The sequence below is a fragment of the Streptomyces sp. HUAS ZL42 genome (assembly GCF_040782645.1).
In the GTDB taxonomy this organism is placed as follows: Bacteria; Actinomycetota; Actinomycetes; order Streptomycetales; family Streptomycetaceae; genus Streptomyces.
This window is the reverse complement of the sequence record NZ_CP160403.1, coordinates 2955032-2973452: the sequence shown is the minus strand read 5'-3', so window position 1 is coordinate 2973452 and position 18421 is coordinate 2955032. Positions and strand designations below refer to the sequence as shown.

Genomic DNA, 18421 nt, shown 5'->3' with positions numbered 1-18421 from the left:
GGGTTTCTCCGGGAGAACCGGAGGAGTCCGGTCGGGGTTTTTCGCGTTGTGGGGGCCTGCGCGGGTCTGTGCGGGAAGCTTGTTCCGTTTGCCGGTGACGGGTGCGGCGGTCATGGTGGCTGCGTGCGGGGCGGCTTACGGAGGTGTTCGGCGTCCGGCTGGAGGTGGCGGGCCATGACGGGGCGGACAGCGCGCTGGGGAGCCGTTCTGGGGCTCGGGGCGGTCTGGTGGTGGGCCGCGCTCCGGCTCGTGCTGGCGCCGGGCGAGGGGGTGCTGGAGGGAGCGGTCCTGGTCGGCGGGTGGGGGCTGAGCCTGTTGCCGGTGCACTGTGTACCCAAGGCGCGGGCCGCGGGGGCGCTCGCGGCGGGGCGGTGGAGAAGAGCTTGGGGGGCCGCCGGGGGTGGTCCTACCAGGGCATCGTCACACCGCCGTTGGGACGGAGGATCTGGCCCGTCGTGAAGGACGACGCGTCGGACGCCAGGTGCAGGACGGTGTGGGCCACGTCCTGTGGCTCTCCGACCCGGCCCAGCGGGGACATGCGGGACATGAGCGCCTCGGTCCGCGCCTGGGCCTCGCCGTCGTGCCGGTCGGTCATGGGCGTGCGGATCCAGCCTGGGGCGACGGCGTTGACGCGGATGCCGTAGCGGCCCAGCTCCGTCGCGAGCGTCTTCGTCAGCTGGACGACGGCCGCCTTGGCCACGCCGTAGCAGAGCAGGCCCGGGCCGCCGGTGTCGACGGCGCCCGAGGCCATGGTGACGATGCTGCCCCGGACGTTCCGGGCGAGCATCAGACGGGCCGCCTCCTGGCAGGCGTACAGCACGCCCTTGAAATTGACGGTCAGCACCCGGTCGAGGTCCTCGTCGCGCGTCTCCAGCACGGGACTGCTGTGCATGATCCCGGCGACCGCCGCCATCACGTCCAGCCGCTCGCACGACTCGACGGCCTGTTTGAGCTGGGCGCGGTCGGTGACGTCGAGGTGGTGGCAGCGGGCCGCCCCACCCTGGTCCTTGATCAGGGTCGCCGTCTCGTGCAGGCCCCGTGCGTCGAGGTCCGCGCAGTGCACGGTGGCCCCCGCCTCTGCGAGCAGGACCGCACTGGCACGGCCGATGCCGCCGGCCGCGCCGGTGACGAACGCGGTGCGTCCGGTGAGGTCGTACGCCTTGACGGGCATGAAGGGACGGTACGAGGGTTTCTGACGGGTCGTCAATTGGTCGTGCGGGGGCGGAATCGCCGGGCCGCTCGAGCGCCGGGGGCCGGTGCCGGGCCCGTCTGGCAGGCCGGGCACCAGTACGTCGGACGCTCGCGGGAGCCGTCGCCCTGGTCGGCGACACGGACGGATGTGCCGCAGCGCAGGCAGGGGCGGGGTGCGCGTCCGTACACGAACAGGTCCTGGCCGCGGCGGCCCGTCGTCGTGCGGATCGGTCGGTCGCGGTTGGCCTCGAGGAGCTTCTTGGCGAGGGCCGGGAGCTGTGCGGCGCGGTCGGCGGGGAGCGCGCCGACGGGGAGCCAGGGCGTGGCGCCGAGCAGGAAGCAGAGCTCGCTCTTGTACACGTTGCCGATGCCGGCGAGGTTGCGCTGGTCGAGGAGGGCCTCGCCCAGGGGGCGCGAGGGGTCCGAGAGGAGGTTGGCGAGGGCCTGGTCGGGGTTCCAGTCCGGGCCCAGCAGGTCGGGGCCGAGGTGGCCGACGGCACGGTCTTCGTCGCCGGTGCGGAGCAGTTCGAGTACGGGGAGGCGGTAGCCGACGGCAGCGTGGTCGGCGGTGCCCAGGATGGCGCGGATCTGGTGGGCCGGGCCGCCGGTCCAGCGCAGGCCGGTGGCGTACACCTTCCACGAGCCGTCCATCCCCAAGTGCGAGTGCAGTGTCAGGCCGCCCTCGACGCGGGTGAGGAGGTGCTTGCCGCGCGGGGTGACGTCCAGGACCGCCCGGCCGGTCAGGTCGGCCGTGGCGTACTTGGGCACCCGCAGGTCGGAGCGGGTCAGCGCCTTGCCCGCGAGAGCGCCGTGCAGCCGTCTCGCGGTCTGCCAGACCGTGTCTCCTTCGGGCATGGGTCAAGGGTGGCATGCGGGGGCCGCGGGTGGGGCCGGGGTGGCGTGGTGGTGTCATGCCCGCAGCCGCAACCCACGGGGGGTCGCGATGAAGCCTGCTCCTTCCAGGAGGGTGCCTATGGGGGACGTGAGGGCCGAGGCACCGTTGACCCGCTCCACCGTGACCGTGCCGAGGGAACCCGCGCGGGCGGCCGCGGCGAGCGCCTCCGCCGCGTCCTGCAGACGCGGGTCGTCCGTGGCCGCCGTGTCGGTGCCGTCCGGGTCGGCGGGCCAGGCCAGGAGCGTTTTGCCGCCCCGCTCCATGTAGAGCGCCAGCTCGCCGTCGACGAGGACCACCAGGGAGCCCGCCTTGCGGCCCGGCTTGTGCCCGGCGCCGGTCGGTGGCTCGGGCCAGGCGAGGGCCGCGCCGTATGCGTTCGCCGGGTCGGCGGCCGCGAGGACGACGGCTCGGGAGGCGGGGGCGGGGCGGGTACGGCGGTTGCCGAATCCCGAGCCGCCGTACGGTGAGGCCGGGCCGCCTCGAGGGCCGCCGGCGCCCGGTGCGGCGAAGTCGCGGGGTGAGATGTAGTCGCCCGGCGACCGGGACGCGCCGAGCATGCCGAAGTCGTCGTCGAGGTCGAAGCCGTCGGACGGACCGAAGCCGTCGGATGCGCCGAAGGCGCCGGACGGCTCTGTGCCGCCGCCCGGTGGGAATCCGTCGGGTGAGCCGAAGCCGTCGGCTCCGCCGCTGCCGAAGCCCGGGCCCGGCAGAGCCTCGCCCCGGTCGCGGGCGTTGGCCACCGCGCGCAGGCGGTCCACGGCGCCGTCCATCGCGAACTGCGCGGCGCCGAGTCCCTCCACCACGTAACCGCGCCGCGCCTGACCGCTCTCCTCGAAGGCGGACAGGATGCGGTACGTCGCCGAAAAGCCGCCCTCGACGCCCTCCGCGGAGACGGCTCCCCGGGTCACCACACCGTGCCGGTCGAGGAGCGCCCGGGCGAGGGCGTGGGCGCGCACCGTGGGGTCGGCCTCGCGTGCCGGGAGCAGGGACCAGCGGCCCGCGACGGTGGGCGGACCGCTCCGGGACGCAGGGCGGGCGGCGGCCGTCAGGGAGCCGTAGCGGCCCCGTGGGACGGCACGCTTGGCGCGGTGGGCCGTGGAGCCCGCGGTGCGGCCCGAGCCGAGGAGGGAGCGCATCGGTGCCAGCGTGTCGTTCGTGAGCCGGCCGGACCAGGCCAGGTCCCAGACGGCGTCCGCCAGTTGGGGGTCGGTCACGTCCGGGTGCGTGGTGGCGCGGACCTGGTCGGCGATCTGGCGGAAGAACAGGCCGTAGCCCCCGGAGAGGGCGTCCAGGACGGACTGGTGGAGCGCCGTCAGCTCCAGGGGATGCCCGGGGGGCAGAAGGAGCGGCGCCGCGTCCGCCAGGTACAGGGACACCCAGCCGTCCTTGCCGGGCAGGGCCCCTGCTCCGGCCCACACCACCTCCCCGGCCGCGGTGAGTTCGTCGAGCATCGCCGGGGTGTAGTTCGTGACGCGGGACGGCAGGACCAGCTTCTCCAGGGCGGACGCCGGCACGGACGCGCCCTGCAACTGCTCGACCGCGCGCACCAGTCCGTCGATGCCGCGCAGGGAGTGGCCCTTGCCGATGTGCTGCCACTGCGGGAGGAACTGGGCGAGCGCGGCGGGCGGAACGGGCTCCAGCTCGTGCCGCAGAGCGGCGAGGGAACGGCGCCGCAGCCGGCGCAGTACCGCCGCGTCGCACCATTCCTGGCCGATCCCGGCCGGATGGAACTCACCCTGTACGACACGGCCGTTCGCGGCGAGCCGCTGCAACGCGCCCTCGGTGACCGCGACGCCCAGGCCGAAGCGGGCCGCCGCGGTGGCCGACGTGAAGGGGCCGTGGGTGCGGGCGTAGCGCGCGAGGAGGTCACCCAGCGGGTCCTTGAACGGTTCGGTGAACGCCTCCGGCACTCCGACGGGCAGCGCGGTGCCCAGCGCGTCACGCAGGCGGCCCGCGTCCTCGATCGCCGCCCAGTGGTCGGCGCCGGCGACGCGGACCCGGATCGCGCGGCGGGCGGCGGCCAGTTCCTGGGCCCAGTGCGGCTCGGCACCCCGCTCGGCCAACTCGGCGTCGGTGAGCGGGCCCAGGAGGCGAAGGACGTCCGCCACGCCTTCGGCGTCCTTGACGCGGCGGTCCTCGGTGAGCCATTGGAGCTCCTGCTCCAGCTCGGTCAGTACCTCGGCGTCGAGCAGCTCGCGCAGCTCGGCCTGGCCGAGCAGCTCGGCCAGCAGCCGCGAGTCCAGCGACAGGGCGGCGGCGCGGCGCTCGGCGAGCGGGGAGTCTCCCTCGTACAGGAACTGGGCGACGTACCCGAAGAGGAGGGAGCGCGCGAAGGGGGACGGCTCGGGTGTCGTTACCTCGACGAGGCGCACCCTGCGGGACTCCAGGTCGCCCATCAGCTCGACGAGTCCGGGGACGTCGAAGACGTCCTGGAGGCACTCGCGCACCGCCTCCAGGACGATCGGGAACGAGCCGAACTCGCTCGCCACCTCGAGCAGCTGGGCGGCGCGCTGGCGCTGCTGCCACAGCGGGGTGCGCTTGCCGGGGTTGCGGCGCGGCAGCAGCAGAGCGCGGGCGGCGCACTCCCGGAAGCGGGACGCGAACAGGGCCGAGCCGCCGACCTGGTCGGTGACGACCTGGTCGACCTCGCCCTTGTCGAAGACGACGTCCGCCGCGCCGACGGGGGCCTGGTCGGCGTCGTACTCCGTCCCGGCCTTCACGGGTTCCTGGTCGAGCAGGTCCAGGCCCATCAGGTCGGCGTCCGGCAGGCGCAGCACGATGCCGTCGTCGGCGTGCATGACCTGCGCGTCCATGCCGTACCGCTCGGACAGCCGGGCGCCGAGCGCGAGCGCCCACGGGGCGTGGACCTGGGCGCCGAAGGGTGAGTGGACGACGACCCGCCAGTCGCCCAGTTCGTCGCGGAAGCGCTCCACCACGATCGTGCGGTCGTCGGGGACATGGCCGCAGGCCTCGCGCTGCTCGTCCAGATAGGACAGGACGTTGTCCGCGGCCCAGGCGTCCAGGCCCGCGGCGAGCAGGCGCAAGCGGGCGTCCTCCTTGGTGAGCGATCCCACCTCGCGCAGGAACGCGCCCACCGCGCGGCCCAGTTCGAGTGGGCGGCCCAGTTGGTCGCCCTTCCAGAACGGCAGTCGGCCCGGGACGCCGGGGGCGGGGGAGACCAGGACGCGGTCGCGCGTGATGTCCTCGATACGCCAGGAGCTGGTGCCGAGGGTGAAGACGTCGCCGACACGGGACTCGTACACCATCTCCTCGTCGAGCTCGCCCACCCGGCCGCCGCCCTTCTTGGGGTCGGCGCCGGCGAGGAACACTCCGAAGAGGCCCCGATCGGGGATGGTGCCGCCGGAGGTGACGGCGAGACGCTGCGCGCCGGGGCGGCCGGCGACCGTGCCGGCGACGCGGTCCCAGACCAGGCGCGGGCGCAGCTCCGCGAAGGCGTCTGAGGGGTAGCGGCCGGCGAGCATGTCGAGGGTCGCCGTGAAGGCGGATTCCGGCAGTGACGCGAAGGGAGCGGAGCGGCGGACCGTGGCGAGCAGGTCGTCCACCTGCCAGGTGTCCAGCGCGGTCATGGCGACGAGCTGCTGGGCCAGGACGTCCAGCGGATTGGCCGGGACCTTCAGGGACTCGATGGAGCCGGTACGCATGCGTTCGGTGACCACGGCCGCCTGGACCAGGTCGCCGCGGTACTTCGGGAAGACCACGCCGGTGGAGACCGCACCGACCTGGTGACCCGCGCGGCCCACGCGCTGGAGGCCGGAGGCCACGGAGGGCGGGGACTCCACCTGGACGACGAGGTCGACCGCGCCCATGTCGATGCCCAGTTCGAGGCTGGAGGTGGCGACCACGGCGGGCAGGCGGCCTGCCTTGAGGTCCTCCTCGACGAGGGCTCGCTGCTCCTTGGAGACCGAGCCGTGGTGGGCGCGGGCGATGACGGGCGGGGCGCCCTGGGCCGCGCCCGAGCCGCCCATGAGCTCGGCCGGGGCGTGGTGTTCGTCGAGGGTTTCGCCGGTGGCCCGCTCGTACGCGATTTCGTTCAGCCGGTTGCACAGGCGCTCCGCGAGCCGGCGGGAGTTGGCGAACACGATCGTCGAGCGGTGGGCCTGGACCAGGTCGGTGATCCGCTCCTCGACGTGCGGCCAGATGGACGGGCGTTCTGTGCCCTCCGTCCCGTCGGCCACCGGGGAGCCGCCCAGCTCGCCCAGGTCCTCGACCGGGACGACCACCGAGAGGTCGAACTCCTTGCCCGACTTCGGCTGGACGATCTCCACCTTGCGGCGCGGCGAGAGGTAGCGGGCGACCTCGTCGACCGGGCGGACGGTGGCCGAGAGGCCGATGCGGCGGGCCGGCTTCGGCAGGAGTTCGTCCAGGCGCTCCAGGGAGAGTGCCAGGTGTGCCCCGCGCTTGGTGCCCGCCACCGCGTGCACCTCGTCGAGGATCACCGTCTCGATGCCGGTCAGTGCGTCGCGCGTGGCCGACGTCAGCATCAGGAACAGGGACTCCGGGGTTGTGATCAGGATGTCCGGCGGGCGGGTGGACAGGGCTCGGCGCTCGGCGGCGGGGGTGTCGCCGGAGCGGATGCCGACCTTGACCTCCGGTTCGGGCAGGCCCAGGCGTACGGATTCCTGGCGGATGCCGGTCAGGGGGCTGCGGAGGTTGCGCTCCACGTCGACCGCGAGTGCCTTCAGCGGGGAGACGTACAGGACGCGGCAGCGCTTCCTGGGGTCGGCCGGTGGGGGTGTCGAGGCGAGCTGGTCCAGGGCGGCGAGGAAGGCGGCCAGGGTCTTGCCCGAGCCGGTGGGGGCGACCACCAGCACGTCCGAGCCGGCCGCGATGGCCTGCCACGCGCCGGCCTGGGCGGCAGTGGGCGCGGAGAACGCCCCCGTGAACCAGCCGCGGGTCGCGGGGGAGAAGCCGTCCAGGGCTCGGTGTGCGGAGCTGACCATGCGTCCATCCTGCACCCGGGGACTGACAACGGGTCTGACCTGGGGCTTCGGTTCGCTGTGCCGGCTCGGGACGGGCGCGGTGCGTTGTGGCTCGGGTCCCGCTCCCGTGGTCTGGCGGCCGTCCCGCCGTCGTGGTGGAGAAGCGGCCCGCGGCGGACGACGTCCGGTCGTGGTCGAGAATGGGGGTATGGCGGGTTCGGGGAAGGAGCTTGCGCGGCACTGGCAGTACGCCGAGTTGCCCGGGGTCGATCTGCTGCGGGCTCGGTATGTACGGAAGACATTTGTGCGGCATACGCACGAGAACTTCGTCATCGCCGCCATCGCCGAGGGCGTGGAGGTCTTTCACCATGGTGGGGGCGATCAGTACGCGGGGGCCGGGGCGCTCGCGCTGGTCAATCCGGACACGCCTCATACGGGGCGTGCGGGTGTGCCCGAGGGGTGGCGGTACGGGGCGGTGTATCCGTCGCCGGAGGTCGTGGCCGGGATAGCCGCCGAGACCACGGCCATCCGGGGTACCCCGGGATTCGTCTCTCCCGTGCTCGACGATCCGTACACCGGCGCGCTGGTGCACCGGGTGCTGCGGGCCGCGGAGGAGGGCAACGCGCTGGCCGCCGACACGCTGCTGCGGGTGGCGGTGACGCGGCTGTTGCGGCTCAACGGCGGGGTTCTGGCGCAGCGGGAGGTGCGGAGCGCGGGGGCGCGGATCGCGGTACGCGCGCGTGCCGTGCTGGAGGAGCGGATGGCCGCGCCGCCGACCCTGGACAAGCTCGCCGGGGATCTGGGAACCAGCCCGTTCGCGCTGCTGCGGGCCTTCCGCGACGTGTACGGGATGCCGCCCCATGCCTGGCTCACCGATGCCCGGGTGCGGCAGGCGCGGCGGTTGCTGGACGCCGGGACGTCGCCCGCCGAGGCCGCCGTCGCTGTCGGGTTCGCGGATCAGCCGCATCTCAATCGGCACTTCGCCCGGATCGTGGGGGTGCCGCCCGGGGCGTACCAGCGGGAGCGCAAGAACGTACAAGACGCGCGGACGCGGCTGCTCCTACCGTCCGACACGTGACAGAACAGACAGCTCTCGCACACATACGCGACGACGGTGAGGGAAAGCCGGACGCCGTCGTAGTACGGGACGCCCTCGGCGTCGGGGTCGCCGTCGGACTGTCCGGGTTCGCCTTCGGGGTGACCTCGGCGGGCGGTGGGCTCACGCTCTGGCAGACGTGCGCGCTCAGCCTCCTGGTGTTCACGGGCGCGTCCCAGTTCGCGCTCGTGGGGGCGCTCGCAGCGGGTGGCAATCCGCTGACGGCGGCCGCGGGCGCCTTCTTCCTGGGCGTACGCAACGCGTTCTACGGATTGCGTCTGTCGCAGTTGCTGGCCCTCCCGCGCGCGGTGCGTCCGGTCGCCGCCCAGTGGGTGATCGACGAGACGGCGGCCGTCGCGCTGGCGCAACCCACGCGACGCAGTGCGCGGATCGGCTTCGCCGTGACGGGGCTGAGTCTGTACGTGCTGTGGAACCTCACCACGCTGCTGGGCGCGCTGGGTGCCGGGGCCATCGGAGACACCGACGCCTGGGGCCTGGACGCGGCCGGTCCGGCGGTCTTCCTCGCGCTGCTGGCACCCATGCTGAAGACCACCACCGAGCGGGCCGTCGCCGGGCTCGCAGTGCTCCTGGGGCTCGGTCTGCTGCCCCTCCTCCCCGCCGGTGTGCCGGTCCTGGTCGCCGCGCTCGCCGCGCCGGCCGTCCTGTTCGTGGAGGGTCAGCGGCACAAGCGCGGCGGCGTACGAGAGGGGGAGCGTTGAGCACCTGGATCGCGATCGGCGCCACCGTCCTCGGCTGTTATGCCGTCAAGCTCGCCGGGCTGCTCGTCCCCGCGGGCGTTCTCGAGAGGCCTCTGGTGCGGCGGCTCGCCGCCCTGCTGCCCGTGGCCCTCCTCGCCGCCCTCACGGCCCAGCAGACCTTCGCCGACGGGCACGCGCTCGTGCTGGACGCGAGGCTCGCGGGGCTCGCGGCGGCCGCCGTGGTGCTGTTGCTGCGGGCCCCGTTCCTGCTCGTCGTCGCGGCGGCCGTGGTGGTCACGGCCGGGGTGCGGGCCATGGGCGGCTGAGGGGGCGGTCAGCCGATGGCGCGGCCGTAGGCCCTGAGGGTGTGCAGTGCCTTGATCGTCACGATGGGGCGCGCCTCCAGAGAGGTGCCCGGGGCCCACTGGCGCCAGCGGATCGGCCAGCCGCCGTCCTCCTGCTGCAGGCCCGCGAGGAAGTCGAGAGACCGCGTCATCTCCTCGTCCGTGAACCACGCGCGCGCAAGGGAGCCCGGCGTCCTCGCGTAGTCGTGCGGGAAGTGGTGCTCGCCGGGGGCGTAGCCGGGTGCCACCGGGTAGGCGTCGAGATCGTCCGGGTCCAGTGCCGCGAGCCGGTTTTCGCGCACCAGGCGGCCGAGACGGTCGGCGGCCGCCTCGGCGCGCGGGCGGTCGGGGGCGGAGTCCAGGAACGTCACCGCGGCCTCGATCTCGTACGGATGGGTCTTCTCCAGGGACTCGACCCGTTGCCAGCAGAAGTCCGTGGCCCGGAACAGCCAGGCGTGCCACACCTCGTTGCGGTGCAACAGGCCCACCACCGGTCCGGTGGCGAGGAGTTCGCCCGGTGGGTCGTCCACGATCGGAATGAACGGGGCTGCCGGGTATCCGCGCTGGCTGGGATGGATCGCCGGAAGGGCGCCGTCCGCCGTGGAGACCGACGACAGATAGCGGCACATGCGCTCCACCCGTTGCCCTCCGCAGCGCCCGATGGCGTCGAGTACGCCCAGCGCGTGAGCGGTGTGCAGCGGTTGGCTGACGGGGCCGCGCAGATCGGGTTCCAGCGCGTGGCCGTACCCGCCGTCCGGGTTGCGGTAGGCGTCCAGCGCGGTCTCCACCGGTTCTGCGCCGGCGTTCAGGAAGTGGTACGCGAAGAGGTGCTGTTCCAGCACACGCGCGGTGAGCCAGACGAACTGCTCGGCACGGAAGAGCGGGGAGCGCGCCTGGGGCTCAGAGGGGAGTGGGGATGCTCCTGTTTCGGCCATGCCTCAGACCGTAGGACGGAAAGCGGTCTCGGCATGCGGTCCCGGCTCGGGGCCACCCTCAGGGGCGGGATACTGATGTCATGCGGTTGACGGTCTTCTGGCAGCGGATGGCGGAGCACTTCGGCACGGGGTACGCCGAGACCTTCGCGCGCGATCACGTGATGTCGGAGCTCGGCGGGCGCACGGTGCACGAGGCGCTGGCGTCCGGCTGGGACGCGAAGGACGTGTGGCGCGTGGTCTGCACGGTGATGAACGTTCCGAACGAGAAGCGCTGATCGGAATGAGGATCGCAGGGGCCGCAACCGGTTGTCGGTGGCGTGGGCGAGACTTGATCCGTGGCACCCTCTGACGACCCGGGGCAGACCGCCCGGCACGCATCCCCGTTCGGTACGACGCCCCCCGACAGGCCCCCGGCCGACGGCGCCGCCGTGCCGGGTTCCCGCATGCCGCGCTGGCTGCCGCGCGCCATGGTGCTCGCGCTCGCGCTCTTCGCCGTGTTCCAGCTGGGCACCTGGGCCTTCCACCAGCTCACCGGCCTGCTGATCAACATCCTCATCGCGTTCTTCCTGGCTCTCGCCATCGAGCCCGCGGTGAGCTGGATGGCCTCCCGCGGCATACGCAGGGGGCTCGCCACCTTCCTGGTCTTCCTCGCCGTGATGATCGCGGCCGCGGGTTTCGTCACCCTGCTCGGCTCCATGCTCGCGGGCCAGATCATCAAGATCGTCGAGGACTTCCCGGACTATCTCGACTCCGTCATCAACTGGATCAACACGCACTTCCACACCGACCTGAAACGGGTGGACATCCAGGAGGGCCTGCTCCGGTCCGACTGGCTGCGCAACTACGTGCGCAACAGTGCCACGGGTGTCCTGGACGTCTCGGCCCAGGTGCTCGGGGGCCTCTTCCAACTGCTGACGATCGCGCTGTTCTCGTTCTACTTCGCAGCGGACGGCCCGCGACTGAGGAAGGCGATCTGCTCGGTCCTGCCGCCCGCCAGGCAGGCCGAGGCCCTGCGCGCGTGGGAGATCGCCGTGAACAAGACCGGCGGCTACCTCTACTCGCGCGGCCTGATGGCGCTCGTCTCGGGGGTAGCCCACTACATCCTGCTGCAGTCCCTGGACGTGCCCTACGCGCCCGTGCTCGCCGTGTGGGTGGGCCTGGTCTCGCAGTTCATCCCCACCATCGGTACCTATCTCGCCGGCGCCCTGCCCATGTTGATCGCCTTCACGGTCGACCCCTGGTACGCGCTGTGGGTGCTGATCTTCGTAGTGATCTACCAGCAGTTCGAGAACTACGTGCTGCAGCCCAAGCTGACCTCGAAGACCGTCGACATCCATCCCGCGGTCGCCTTCGGTTCGGTCGTCGCGGGCACCGCGCTCCTCGGCGCCGTCGGCGCACTGATCGCCATCCCGGCCGTCGCCACCCTGCAGGCGTTCCTGGGGGCGTACGTGAAGCGGTACGACGTCACGGACGATCCTCGTGTCCACGGGCACCGCACCTTCGGCTCCGGGCGGGGCCTGTTCACGCGCGTGCGGTCGCTGTGGGAGCGGCGGCCGGGGCCGGAGCGTGCCGAGGAGGCGCCTTCCGGGGAGTCGCCGGGCTCCTGACGCCCCGCCGCGTCAGTAAGTGAGACCGGCCCAAGCCCCCGCACCGATGACGGCGGCCGCATGGCAGCCGGCCGCCATCGCCACGATCCGCCGCCGTGCCGATTCGCTCCAGGACGTCCGGGACAGCAGCCAGGCCAGCACGGGCAGCACCAGGACGGCGTGCAGGCTGACCCCGTGCAGCGGCTTGAGCGGTGGCGTCGAGTGATACGCCGCCGCCTGATGGCCGGTCCGCGTGAGCACGACCCCGCGCGCGATCATCGCCGCGCCGCAGGCCAGTGCGACGAGCAGGACGGCGAACCCGGAACGCACCGCGAGCGCCATCCCGGCGGGACCCGAGGGCCGGTGCCGGAAGGACGCGATCGCGAAAACGGTGAGCAGGACGACGAGGACACCTCCGCCGACCGCGAGGGTCATGGACACCGCCGTGTCGAAGGGCATCTCCATGTTCAGGTGCGAGGGCACCCGCCGCCACGCCTGCAGGGTGATGCCGCCGACCTCCACGACGCGGTCGACGGCGAACACGACCAGCAGCACGGCCCGCAGTCGCGGCCCGACACGCACGTACGAGGTGACCCAGGTGACGGCGATGAGCGTCACCCCGAAGGACAGCCGGAACGTCACCGGCTTGCGCCAGGAGACGGGCCCGTCCCAAGGGCCGCCTTCGACGGCGAACACCACCAGGTGGACGAGGCCGGAGAGGATCAGGAGCAGACCGGTCGCGTGGCAGAGACGTTCAGCAGGGCGCATACCGGGCGCCCGTGCCGCCGGTGCCGACGGCTGAACCGGCAGCGTGGACGCTCCCATCAGCCCCTGCTCCCCTCCGCGCGTTGTTCATGTCCCAAGCCATTCCCCAGCCTCGCGACATCACCGCGCGCAGTCGTCGTCCGGTCGGAGACACCCGTCGTGCGACGCGGGAGGTAGCCGGGCGGGAGACAGCCGTGGCGGCAAGTCGGCGCAAGAAGTGGGGTGTCGGCCGCGACCCCCGGCCGCTGCCGGACCGCGAGCGTAGTCTCGGAGGTGCCGCATGGTGCGCTTGACATCAAAATCGAACATCCATTCTGATGGAGGCTCCGGCGGGCTCACGCGGGGGATTTCGACACGGTTTCGATGGAGAAGTACCCGAGTTATCCACAGGCCGGACCGGCGTCGGGGCGCATTGTCAGTGGCAGGCGTTAGCGTCTTTGACGTGAAGCGATCGACTCAAGCAAACCGGGTGGAACCCATGGCAGGAACCGACCGCGAGAAGGCCCTGGATGCCGCGCTCGCACAGATTGAACGGCAATTCGGCAAGGGCGCGGTCATGCGCATGGGCGAGCGGTCGAAGGAGCCCATCGAGGTCATCCCGACCGGGTCGACCGCGCTCGACGTGGCCCTCGGCGTCGGCGGCCTGCCGCGCGGCCGCGTCGTGGAGATCTACGGCCCCGAGTCCTCGGGTAAGACGACCCTGACCCTGCACGCGGTGGCGAACGCCCAGAAGGCCGGCGGTCAGGTCGCCTTCGTGGACGCGGAGCACGCCCTCGACCCCGAGTACGCGCGCAAGCTCGGCGTCGACATCGACAACCTGATCCTCTCCCAGCCCGACAACGGCGAGCAGGCCCTGGAGATCGTGGACATGCTGGTCCGCTCCGGCGCCCTCGACCTCATCGTCATCGACTCCGTCGCCGCGCTCGTCCCGCGCGCGGAGATCGAGGGCGAGATGGGCGACAGCCACGTCGGTCTGCAGGCCCGTCTGATGAGCCAGGCGCTGCGGAAGATCACCAGCGCGCTCAACCAGTCGAAGACCACCGCGATCTTCATCAACCAGCTCCGCGAGAAGATCGGAGTGATGTTCGGCTCCCCGGAGACCACGACCGGTGGCCGCGCGCTGAAGTTCTACGCCTCGGTGCGTATCGACATCCGCCGTATCGAGACCCTGAAGGACGGCACGGAGGCGGTGGGCAACCGCACCCGCTGCAAGGTCGTCAAGAACAAGGTCGCGCCGCCCTTCAAGCAGGCCGAGTTCGACATCCTCTACGGCCAGGGCATCAGCCGCGAGGGCGGCCTGATCGACATGGGCGTGGAGCACGGCTTCGTCCGCAAGGCCGGCGCCTGGTACACGTACGAGGGCGACCAGCTCGGCCAGGGCAAGGAGAACGCGCGCAACTTCCTCAAGGACAACCCCGACCTGGCCAACGAGATCGAGAAGAAGATCAAGGAGAAGCTGGGCGTCGGCGTGCGGCCGGAGGAGCCGGCGGCGGAGCCGGGCGCGGACGCGGCCGTCTCCACGGCCACGTCCGCGGACGACGCCGCGAAGACGGTACCCGCCCCCGCGGCGGCCAAGGCTGCCAAGACCAGGGCCGCGACCGCCAAGAGCTGATCCGTGACACGACGAACCGACTGGGCCGAGTACGCCCACCTCGACGCTTCGCGAGAGCACGGGATCAGAGGTGACGCGGGCCCGGGCCTGCCGGACGACGGCGGGTACGGAGACGACGAACCGTACGGCACCGGCGCACCGGGCGGTCCGCGCGGCGACGAGCCTGGCGGGGGCCGGCGTCGAGGCGACGGTGGGGCGCGCGCCGGACGCGGGCGCCGACGGCGCGGCTTCGCCGAGCCGCCCGGTGAGGACGGAGGCGCCCCCTCTTCGTCGAGGGCCGAGGCGGGGGAGCCTTCAGGGGACCCGGCTGAGCGGGCGCGGGCGATCTGTCTGCGCCTGCTCACCGGGACCCCGCGCACGCGGAAGCAGCTCGCGGACGCCCTGCGCAAGCGGGAGATCCCGGACGACGTGGCCGAGGAGGTGCTGTCACGGTTCGAGGAGGTCGGGCTGATCGACGACAGTGCCTTCGCCGACGCCTGGGTGGAGTCCCGGCACCACGGCCGGGGGCTGGCCCGGCGTGCGCTGGCCCAGGAGCTGCGGACCAAGGGTGTCGACTCCGGGCTGATCGACGAGGCCGTGGCCCAGCTCGACTCCGAGCAGGAGGAGGCGACCGCGCGCGAGCTCGTCGCGCGCAAGCTGCGCGCCACCCGGGGCCTCGACCGCGACAAACGACTCCGCCGCCTCGCGGGCATGCTCGCCCGCAAGGGCTACTCCGAGGGCATGGCTCTGCGGGTGGTCCGCCAGGCCCTGGAGGAAGAGGGCGAGGACGCCGAGTTCCTCGCGGACGACGGGTTCTGACTTCTCACCGGCTCCGGGCACGGTAGACGCGCGGGGGCGCCGATCGCGTCCGGAGCCGGGCGAGCCCGCCAACTCCCAGAGGACCGGGTGGGGTTAACCCCCCTCTGAAGTCGCCGGACCACAGCAGTGCACAGACCCCTGTGCACAAACGACTGTGTACGTAAGCCACAGCAACCCGGTGCCGGCGAGCCGACAGGCGCGGGACGAGCTCCAGCAGCCGCCCCTCCCGTCGAACTCAACGATCTCGCCGCGCTGAAGGCGCTCGCGCAGCCGCGGCGCCAGCGGATGCTCCAGCACCGGGTCCTGCACGGCCGGCCACCTCCGCGTCGCCGGCCCGCGCGCTCGGGTTGAACACCGGGTCGACCAGCTACCACCTGCGCGAGCTCGCGCGCTACGGCTTCGTAGAGGAGACCGACGCCACGGCCGGTCACGGCCGGGAGCACTGGTGGCGGGCCGTCCCCGGTGACCGCCGCTTCCCACCCCGCAGCCGCCGGAGTCCCGGGATGCGGCACGGCATGGACGAACTCAACCACCACGCCTACGCCGTGCCGCGCCCGCGGTCACACAGCTGGTGTACGTCACGGTGGTGGCCGTCGCCGCGCTCCTGGCTCTCACCGCCACCTCCCTGCCGGGCGCGCGGCGCTCAGGGTCCCCGCGGTGACCGTGGCGACGGCCAAGGAGTAGGGCTCATGCCACCCCACGCGGCATCAGCAGTGCTACGACGTCACCGGCAGTCCCGCAGCCTTCCACGCCTGGAACCCGCCGACCAGGTCCGTGGCCCGGTACAGCCCCAGCTGGTGCAGGGACGCGGCCGCAAGACTCGACGCGTAGCCCTCGTTGCAGATCACCACGACACGCAGGTCGTGGCGCGTGGCCTCGGGAGCGCGGTGGCTGCCCTGGGGGTCGAGCCGCCACTCCAGCTCATTGCGCTCGACGACCAGGGCGCCGGGGATCAGGCCGTCCCGCTCGCGCAGGGCGGCGTACCGGATGTCGACCAGGAGAGCCGCACCTGCCCGGGCGGCGTCGTACGCCTCCCGCGCCTCCACGCGCGCGTACCCCGCCCGGACCCGCTCCAGCAACTCGTCTATGCCGACCGGCCGTTCCGCCACGTCGCCCACTCCTTCGTCTCCCAGTCGTCCGACCGCCCCGCTCACTGCCAGTCCTCCGGACGCTCGACCTGCTCCAGACGAAGTACCTGCCCCGTACGGCTGTAGCGGCGGATCAGCGGCAGGGGCGGGTGGTAGGCGTGGACGGAGATCGCGTGCCGGTCGGTGGACCGGTTGAGGACCTCGTGGACGTGGTGGCGGCCGAAGGAGCGGCCCTCGCCGGCCGGCAGCCGCCGCTCCCGGTCCACGCCCTCCGTCAGCTCCAGGGTCTTCCAGCCGTCACCGGGCAGCCGGGCGGCGAGCGAGTTCTCCGTGAGCTCGCCCCGGGCGGTGAGGAAGGCACCCACCGATTCGGCGTGGTCGTGCCAGCCGGTGCCGGTGCCGGGCGGCCAGCCGATCAGCCAGGCCTCGCTGCCGCCGGGCCCTTCGAGACGCACCCAGGTGCGGCCCTCGGGGTCCAGCGGAAGCGAGGCGATCAGTTCGGAGTCGGCGGCTGTACGCCGTACGAAGTCGAGGAGTTCCGCCTGGGTGGGAGCGGGGGCGGCGGTGGACAAGGAGGGGGAGACAGACACGGATACCGTCCTGGTGAGTGCTCGCGTGGGCACGCTCGGCGGCGCGTCGGAGGCGCGCGGAAAGAGCGTGGAGGAGAAAAGGGATGCGAATTCAGCAGGACGGACGACACACGCAGCCCGCATAGCGGACGAGGTCCATATGGACCCTCCGCCACAGGCGCACACAGGTGTCGGTCACGATCCGGAGTACACCACGAGGGCGCAGACCGGTCAACTCAACGTAAACCATGCGGACAGCACAGTGACGGGGGGTACGGTCACTTCACCGCGGAGCCCGCCCCGGCTTCGGCCTCCGCCTTCGCCGGTCCACCCAGCGCGGCCTCCGCCGCGGTGTACAGGTCGGCGGGACGCACCCCGCTCAGCGCGGTCACCAGGTGACCGTCCGGTCGTACCAACAAAACGGTGTGGGCGGCCGCACCCGGGTAGTTCTCCGCGACCAGCAGCTCCGCGGGGTGCGGCAGCGCGGTCACCGCGGCCGCGAGCCGGGGCATGAGCCCGGCGCCCACCCAGTGCTTGCGCTCCCACACGCCCGTGCCCGGCGCGATCAGTACGACGAGCAGCGCACCGCGCCCGAGCCGCTCCCGCAGCCGTACGAAGGAGCCGTCCTCGGCCGTCACCCGCACGTCCGCGACCGCCGCGCCGGGCGGCGTGTCCACCGGCACCTCGGCCTCGAGGTGCCGGGGCGCCAGCGGTGAGTCGGCGTACGTCCCCGGCATGCCCAGCGGGCCGCGCCCCAGGTGGCCGTCGGTGAGCAGCGCGTCGTGACCGCGGGCCGAACCGGGGACGTAGGTCCTCAGGCCCCCGCCGCCGCGCAGCAGCGGCAGCACCTGGTCGGCGGCGCGCAGCCGGGCGGAGACGGCCGCGCGCCGCTCGGCCTGGTAGCTGTCGAGCAGCCCCTCGTGCGGGCCGTGGTGCCAGGCCGCGGCCAGCTTCCAGGCGAGGTTGTCGGCGTCCCTGAGGCCCTCGTCGAGCCCCTGGGTGCCGAGCGCGCCGAGCAGGTGCGCCGCGTCCCCGGCGAGGAAGACCCGGCCCACCCGCCAGCGGCGGGCCAGGCGGTGGTGGACGGTGTGGACGCCGGTGTCGAGGAGTTCGTACGGCGGTGTGGGCCCGCCGCTCCAGCCCGCGAGCGTCTCGCGGACGTTGGCCACCAGCAGCTCGGGTGTGACCAGATCCTTGCCGGGCGGCAGCAGCCAGTCCAGGCGCCAGACGCCGTTCGGCAGCGGACGTCCGGTGATTTCCCCGGCGGAGGGACCGGAGGTCCGCCACGGCGGCGTCCGATGGAGCAACGCCTCGTCGGTCCACGGAAGTTCCGTGCGCAGCGCGGCGACGGCGTGCCGCTCCACCGACGTACGGCCGGGAAAGCGGATGTCCTGCAGTTTGCGCACCGTGGAGCGGGGGCCGTCGCAGCCCACGAGGTAACTGCCGCGCCACCACGTGCCCTTGGGACCGCGGGTGTGGGCGATGACGCCGGAGCGTTCCTGCTCGATGGTGTCGAGGCGGCTGTCCACGGCGACCTCGACGAGCCGCTCGCCGGCGAGAGCCGCGCGCAGGGCGCCGGTCAGCACGTGCTGGGCGATGTGCAGGGGGGCGGGCTCGGAGGCGTCGAAGGTGATCTCGCGCATCACCTGCCTGCGCCGCATCGACCGCCATCCGGCCCAGCGGACCCCGGCCTCGGCGAGCTGCAACGCCGTCAGCCGTTCCATGAGGGCCGCGGTGTCCTCACGCAGTACGACCGTGCGCGCGAGTCGCGGTTCGTCCTTGCCCGGGCCCTCGTCCAGAACGACCGACGGGACCTCCTGACGCGCCAGCGCCAAGGCGAGCGTGAGCCCCACGGGCCCCGCTCCGACGATGATCACCGGGTCCACGGCGTGGCCCCTCCTGCC

16 protein-coding genes and 1 pseudogene are annotated in these 18421 nt (G+C 72.8%); 8 read left to right on the top strand and 9 right to left on the bottom strand.

From position 1 onward, the window contains the following. The first annotated feature begins 174 nt into the window (after nucleotides 1-174). Nucleotides 175-459, top strand: a complete 285-nt coding sequence (locus ABZO29_RS13600; RefSeq protein ID WP_367320448.1) for a hypothetical protein — start codon at nucleotides 175-177, stop codon at nucleotides 457-459. On the opposite strand, the gene ABZO29_RS13595 is transcribed toward ABZO29_RS13600, so the two are convergent. Genes ABZO29_RS13595 through ABZO29_RS13585 form a run of 3 tightly spaced genes read right to left on the bottom strand, consistent with a single transcriptional unit; the run spans nucleotide 407 to nucleotide 7047 of the window. After that, nucleotides 407-1171 (bottom strand): SDR family NAD(P)-dependent oxidoreductase, encoded by a 765-nt coding sequence (locus tag ABZO29_RS13595; protein ID WP_367320447.1) that lies wholly within the window; start codon nucleotides 1169-1171, stop codon nucleotides 407-409. The two genes, ABZO29_RS13600 and ABZO29_RS13595, sit on opposite strands and share 53 nt — an antisense overlap. 32 nt (nucleotides 1172-1203) lie before the next feature. Next, entirely contained in the window at nucleotides 1204-2046 is an 843-nt protein-coding gene (locus ABZO29_RS13590; RefSeq protein WP_367320446.1) for an Fpg/Nei family DNA glycosylase, read from the bottom strand. 54 nt (nucleotides 2047-2100) lie between these two features. Next, the gene (locus tag ABZO29_RS13585) at nucleotides 2101-7047 is read right to left on the bottom strand and encodes an ATP-dependent helicase (protein WP_367320445.1); all 4947 of its coding nucleotides are present in this window, start codon (nucleotides 7045-7047) and stop codon (nucleotides 2101-2103) included. A gap of 187 nt (nucleotides 7048-7234) precedes the next feature. Here ABZO29_RS13585 and ABZO29_RS13580 point away from each other — a divergent pair. From ABZO29_RS13580 to ABZO29_RS13570, 3 genes and pseudogenes are all read left to right on the top strand, one after another. Beyond that, nucleotides 7235-8167 (top strand): annotated as a pseudogene (locus ABZO29_RS13580) (AraC family transcriptional regulator). After that, the gene (locus ABZO29_RS13575) at nucleotides 8128-8841 is read left to right on the top strand and encodes an AzlC family ABC transporter permease (RefSeq protein WP_367326128.1); all 714 of its coding nucleotides are present in this window, start codon (nucleotides 8128-8130) and stop codon (nucleotides 8839-8841) included. Before ABZO29_RS13580 ends, ABZO29_RS13575 begins: the two are co-directional and overlap by 40 nt. Then, the gene (locus ABZO29_RS13570; protein WP_367320444.1) at nucleotides 8838-9146 is read left to right on the top strand and encodes an AzlD domain-containing protein; all 309 of its coding nucleotides are present in this window, start codon (nucleotides 8838-8840) and stop codon (nucleotides 9144-9146) included. Before ABZO29_RS13575 ends, ABZO29_RS13570 begins: the two co-directional genes overlap by 4 nt. Nucleotides 9147-9154: 8 nt before the next feature. On the opposite strand, the gene ABZO29_RS13565 is transcribed toward ABZO29_RS13570, so the two are convergent. After that, the gene (locus ABZO29_RS13565) at nucleotides 9155-10099 is read right to left on the bottom strand and encodes a hypothetical protein (protein WP_367320443.1); all 945 of its coding nucleotides are present in this window, start codon (nucleotides 10097-10099) and stop codon (nucleotides 9155-9157) included. A gap of 80 nt (nucleotides 10100-10179) precedes the next feature. Here ABZO29_RS13565 and ABZO29_RS13560 point away from each other — a divergent pair, with 80 nt between their 5' ends. After that, nucleotides 10180-10374 carry a DUF3046 domain-containing protein gene (locus ABZO29_RS13560; protein WP_367320442.1) on the top strand — a complete coding sequence of 65 codons (195 nt, stop codon included), beginning with the start codon at nucleotides 10180-10182 and terminating at the stop codon, nucleotides 10372-10374. 60 nt (nucleotides 10375-10434) lie between these two features. Further along, nucleotides 10435-11706 (top strand): AI-2E family transporter, encoded by a 1272-nt coding sequence (locus tag ABZO29_RS13555; protein WP_367320441.1) that lies wholly within the window; start codon nucleotides 10435-10437, stop codon nucleotides 11704-11706. A gap of 12 nt (nucleotides 11707-11718) precedes the next feature. Here ABZO29_RS13555 and ABZO29_RS13550 read toward each other — a convergent pair whose 3' ends face one another. Then, nucleotides 11719-12453, bottom strand: coding sequence for a hypothetical protein (locus tag ABZO29_RS13550; RefSeq protein ID WP_367326127.1), 735 nt, complete (start codon nucleotides 12451-12453; stop codon nucleotides 11719-11721). Between the two features lie 475 nt (nucleotides 12454-12928). Here ABZO29_RS13550 and recA point away from each other — a divergent pair, with 475 nt between their 5' ends. Beyond that, nucleotides 12929-14062, top strand: a complete 1134-nt coding sequence (gene recA / locus ABZO29_RS13545; RefSeq protein ID WP_367320440.1) for a recombinase RecA — start codon at nucleotides 12929-12931, stop codon at nucleotides 14060-14062. 3 nt (nucleotides 14063-14065) lie between these two features. Next, nucleotides 14066-14860, top strand: a complete 795-nt coding sequence (gene recX / locus ABZO29_RS13540; protein WP_367320439.1) for a recombination regulator RecX — start codon at nucleotides 14066-14068, stop codon at nucleotides 14858-14860. A 716-nt stretch (nucleotides 14861-15576) separates the two neighbouring features. Here recX and ABZO29_RS13535 read toward each other — a convergent pair. The 4 genes from ABZO29_RS13535 to ABZO29_RS13520 form a co-directional block, all read right to left on the bottom strand. Then, nucleotides 15577-15978 (bottom strand): rhodanese-like domain-containing protein, encoded by a 402-nt coding sequence (locus ABZO29_RS13535; protein ID WP_367326126.1) that lies wholly within the window; start codon nucleotides 15976-15978, stop codon nucleotides 15577-15579. A 32-nt stretch (nucleotides 15979-16010) separates the two neighbouring features. Further along, nucleotides 16011-16538, bottom strand: a complete 528-nt coding sequence (locus ABZO29_RS13530) for a cysteine dioxygenase (protein ID WP_367320438.1) — start codon at nucleotides 16536-16538, stop codon at nucleotides 16011-16013. A gap of 91 nt (nucleotides 16539-16629) precedes the next feature. Further along, nucleotides 16630-16767, bottom strand: a complete 138-nt coding sequence (locus tag ABZO29_RS13525; protein WP_367320437.1) for a putative leader peptide — start codon at nucleotides 16765-16767, stop codon at nucleotides 16630-16632. 28 nt (nucleotides 16768-16795) lie between these two features. Then, nucleotides 16796-18403, bottom strand: a complete 1608-nt coding sequence (locus ABZO29_RS13520; RefSeq protein WP_367320436.1) for an FAD-dependent monooxygenase — start codon at nucleotides 18401-18403, stop codon at nucleotides 16796-16798. Nucleotides 18404-18421 lie beyond the last annotated feature (18 nt).

Bases quoted from the DNA above. Each gene is read 5' to 3' on its own strand.
- ABZO29_RS13525 (WP_367320437.1), bottom strand. From the start codon at position 16,767: ATGGTTTACGTTGAGTTGACCGGTCTGCGCCCTCGTGGTGTACTCCGG.
- ABZO29_RS13550 (WP_367326127.1), bottom strand. From the start codon at position 12,453: ATGCGCCCTGCTGAACGTCTCTGCCACGCGACCGGTCTGCTCCTGATC.
- ABZO29_RS13590 (WP_367320446.1), bottom strand. From the start codon at position 2,046: ATGCCCGAAGGAGACACGGTCTGGCAGACCGCGAGACGGCTGCACGGC.
- ABZO29_RS13565 (WP_367320443.1), bottom strand. From the start codon at position 10,099: ATGGCCGAAACAGGAGCATCCCCACTCCCCTCTGAGCCCCAGGCGCGC.
- ABZO29_RS13560 (WP_367320442.1), top strand. From the start codon at position 10,180: ATGCGGTTGACGGTCTTCTGGCAGCGGATGGCGGAGCACTTCGGCACG.
- ABZO29_RS13585 (WP_367320445.1), bottom strand. From the start codon at position 7,047: ATGGTCAGCTCCGCACACCGAGCCCTGGACGGCTTCTCCCCCGCGACC.
- recA (WP_367320440.1), top strand. From the start codon at position 12,929: ATGGCAGGAACCGACCGCGAGAAGGCCCTGGATGCCGCGCTCGCACAG.
- ABZO29_RS13600 (WP_367320448.1), top strand. From the start codon at position 175: ATGACGGGGCGGACAGCGCGCTGGGGAGCCGTTCTGGGGCTCGGGGCG.
- ABZO29_RS13595 (WP_367320447.1), bottom strand. From the start codon at position 1,171: ATGCCCGTCAAGGCGTACGACCTCACCGGACGCACCGCGTTCGTCACC.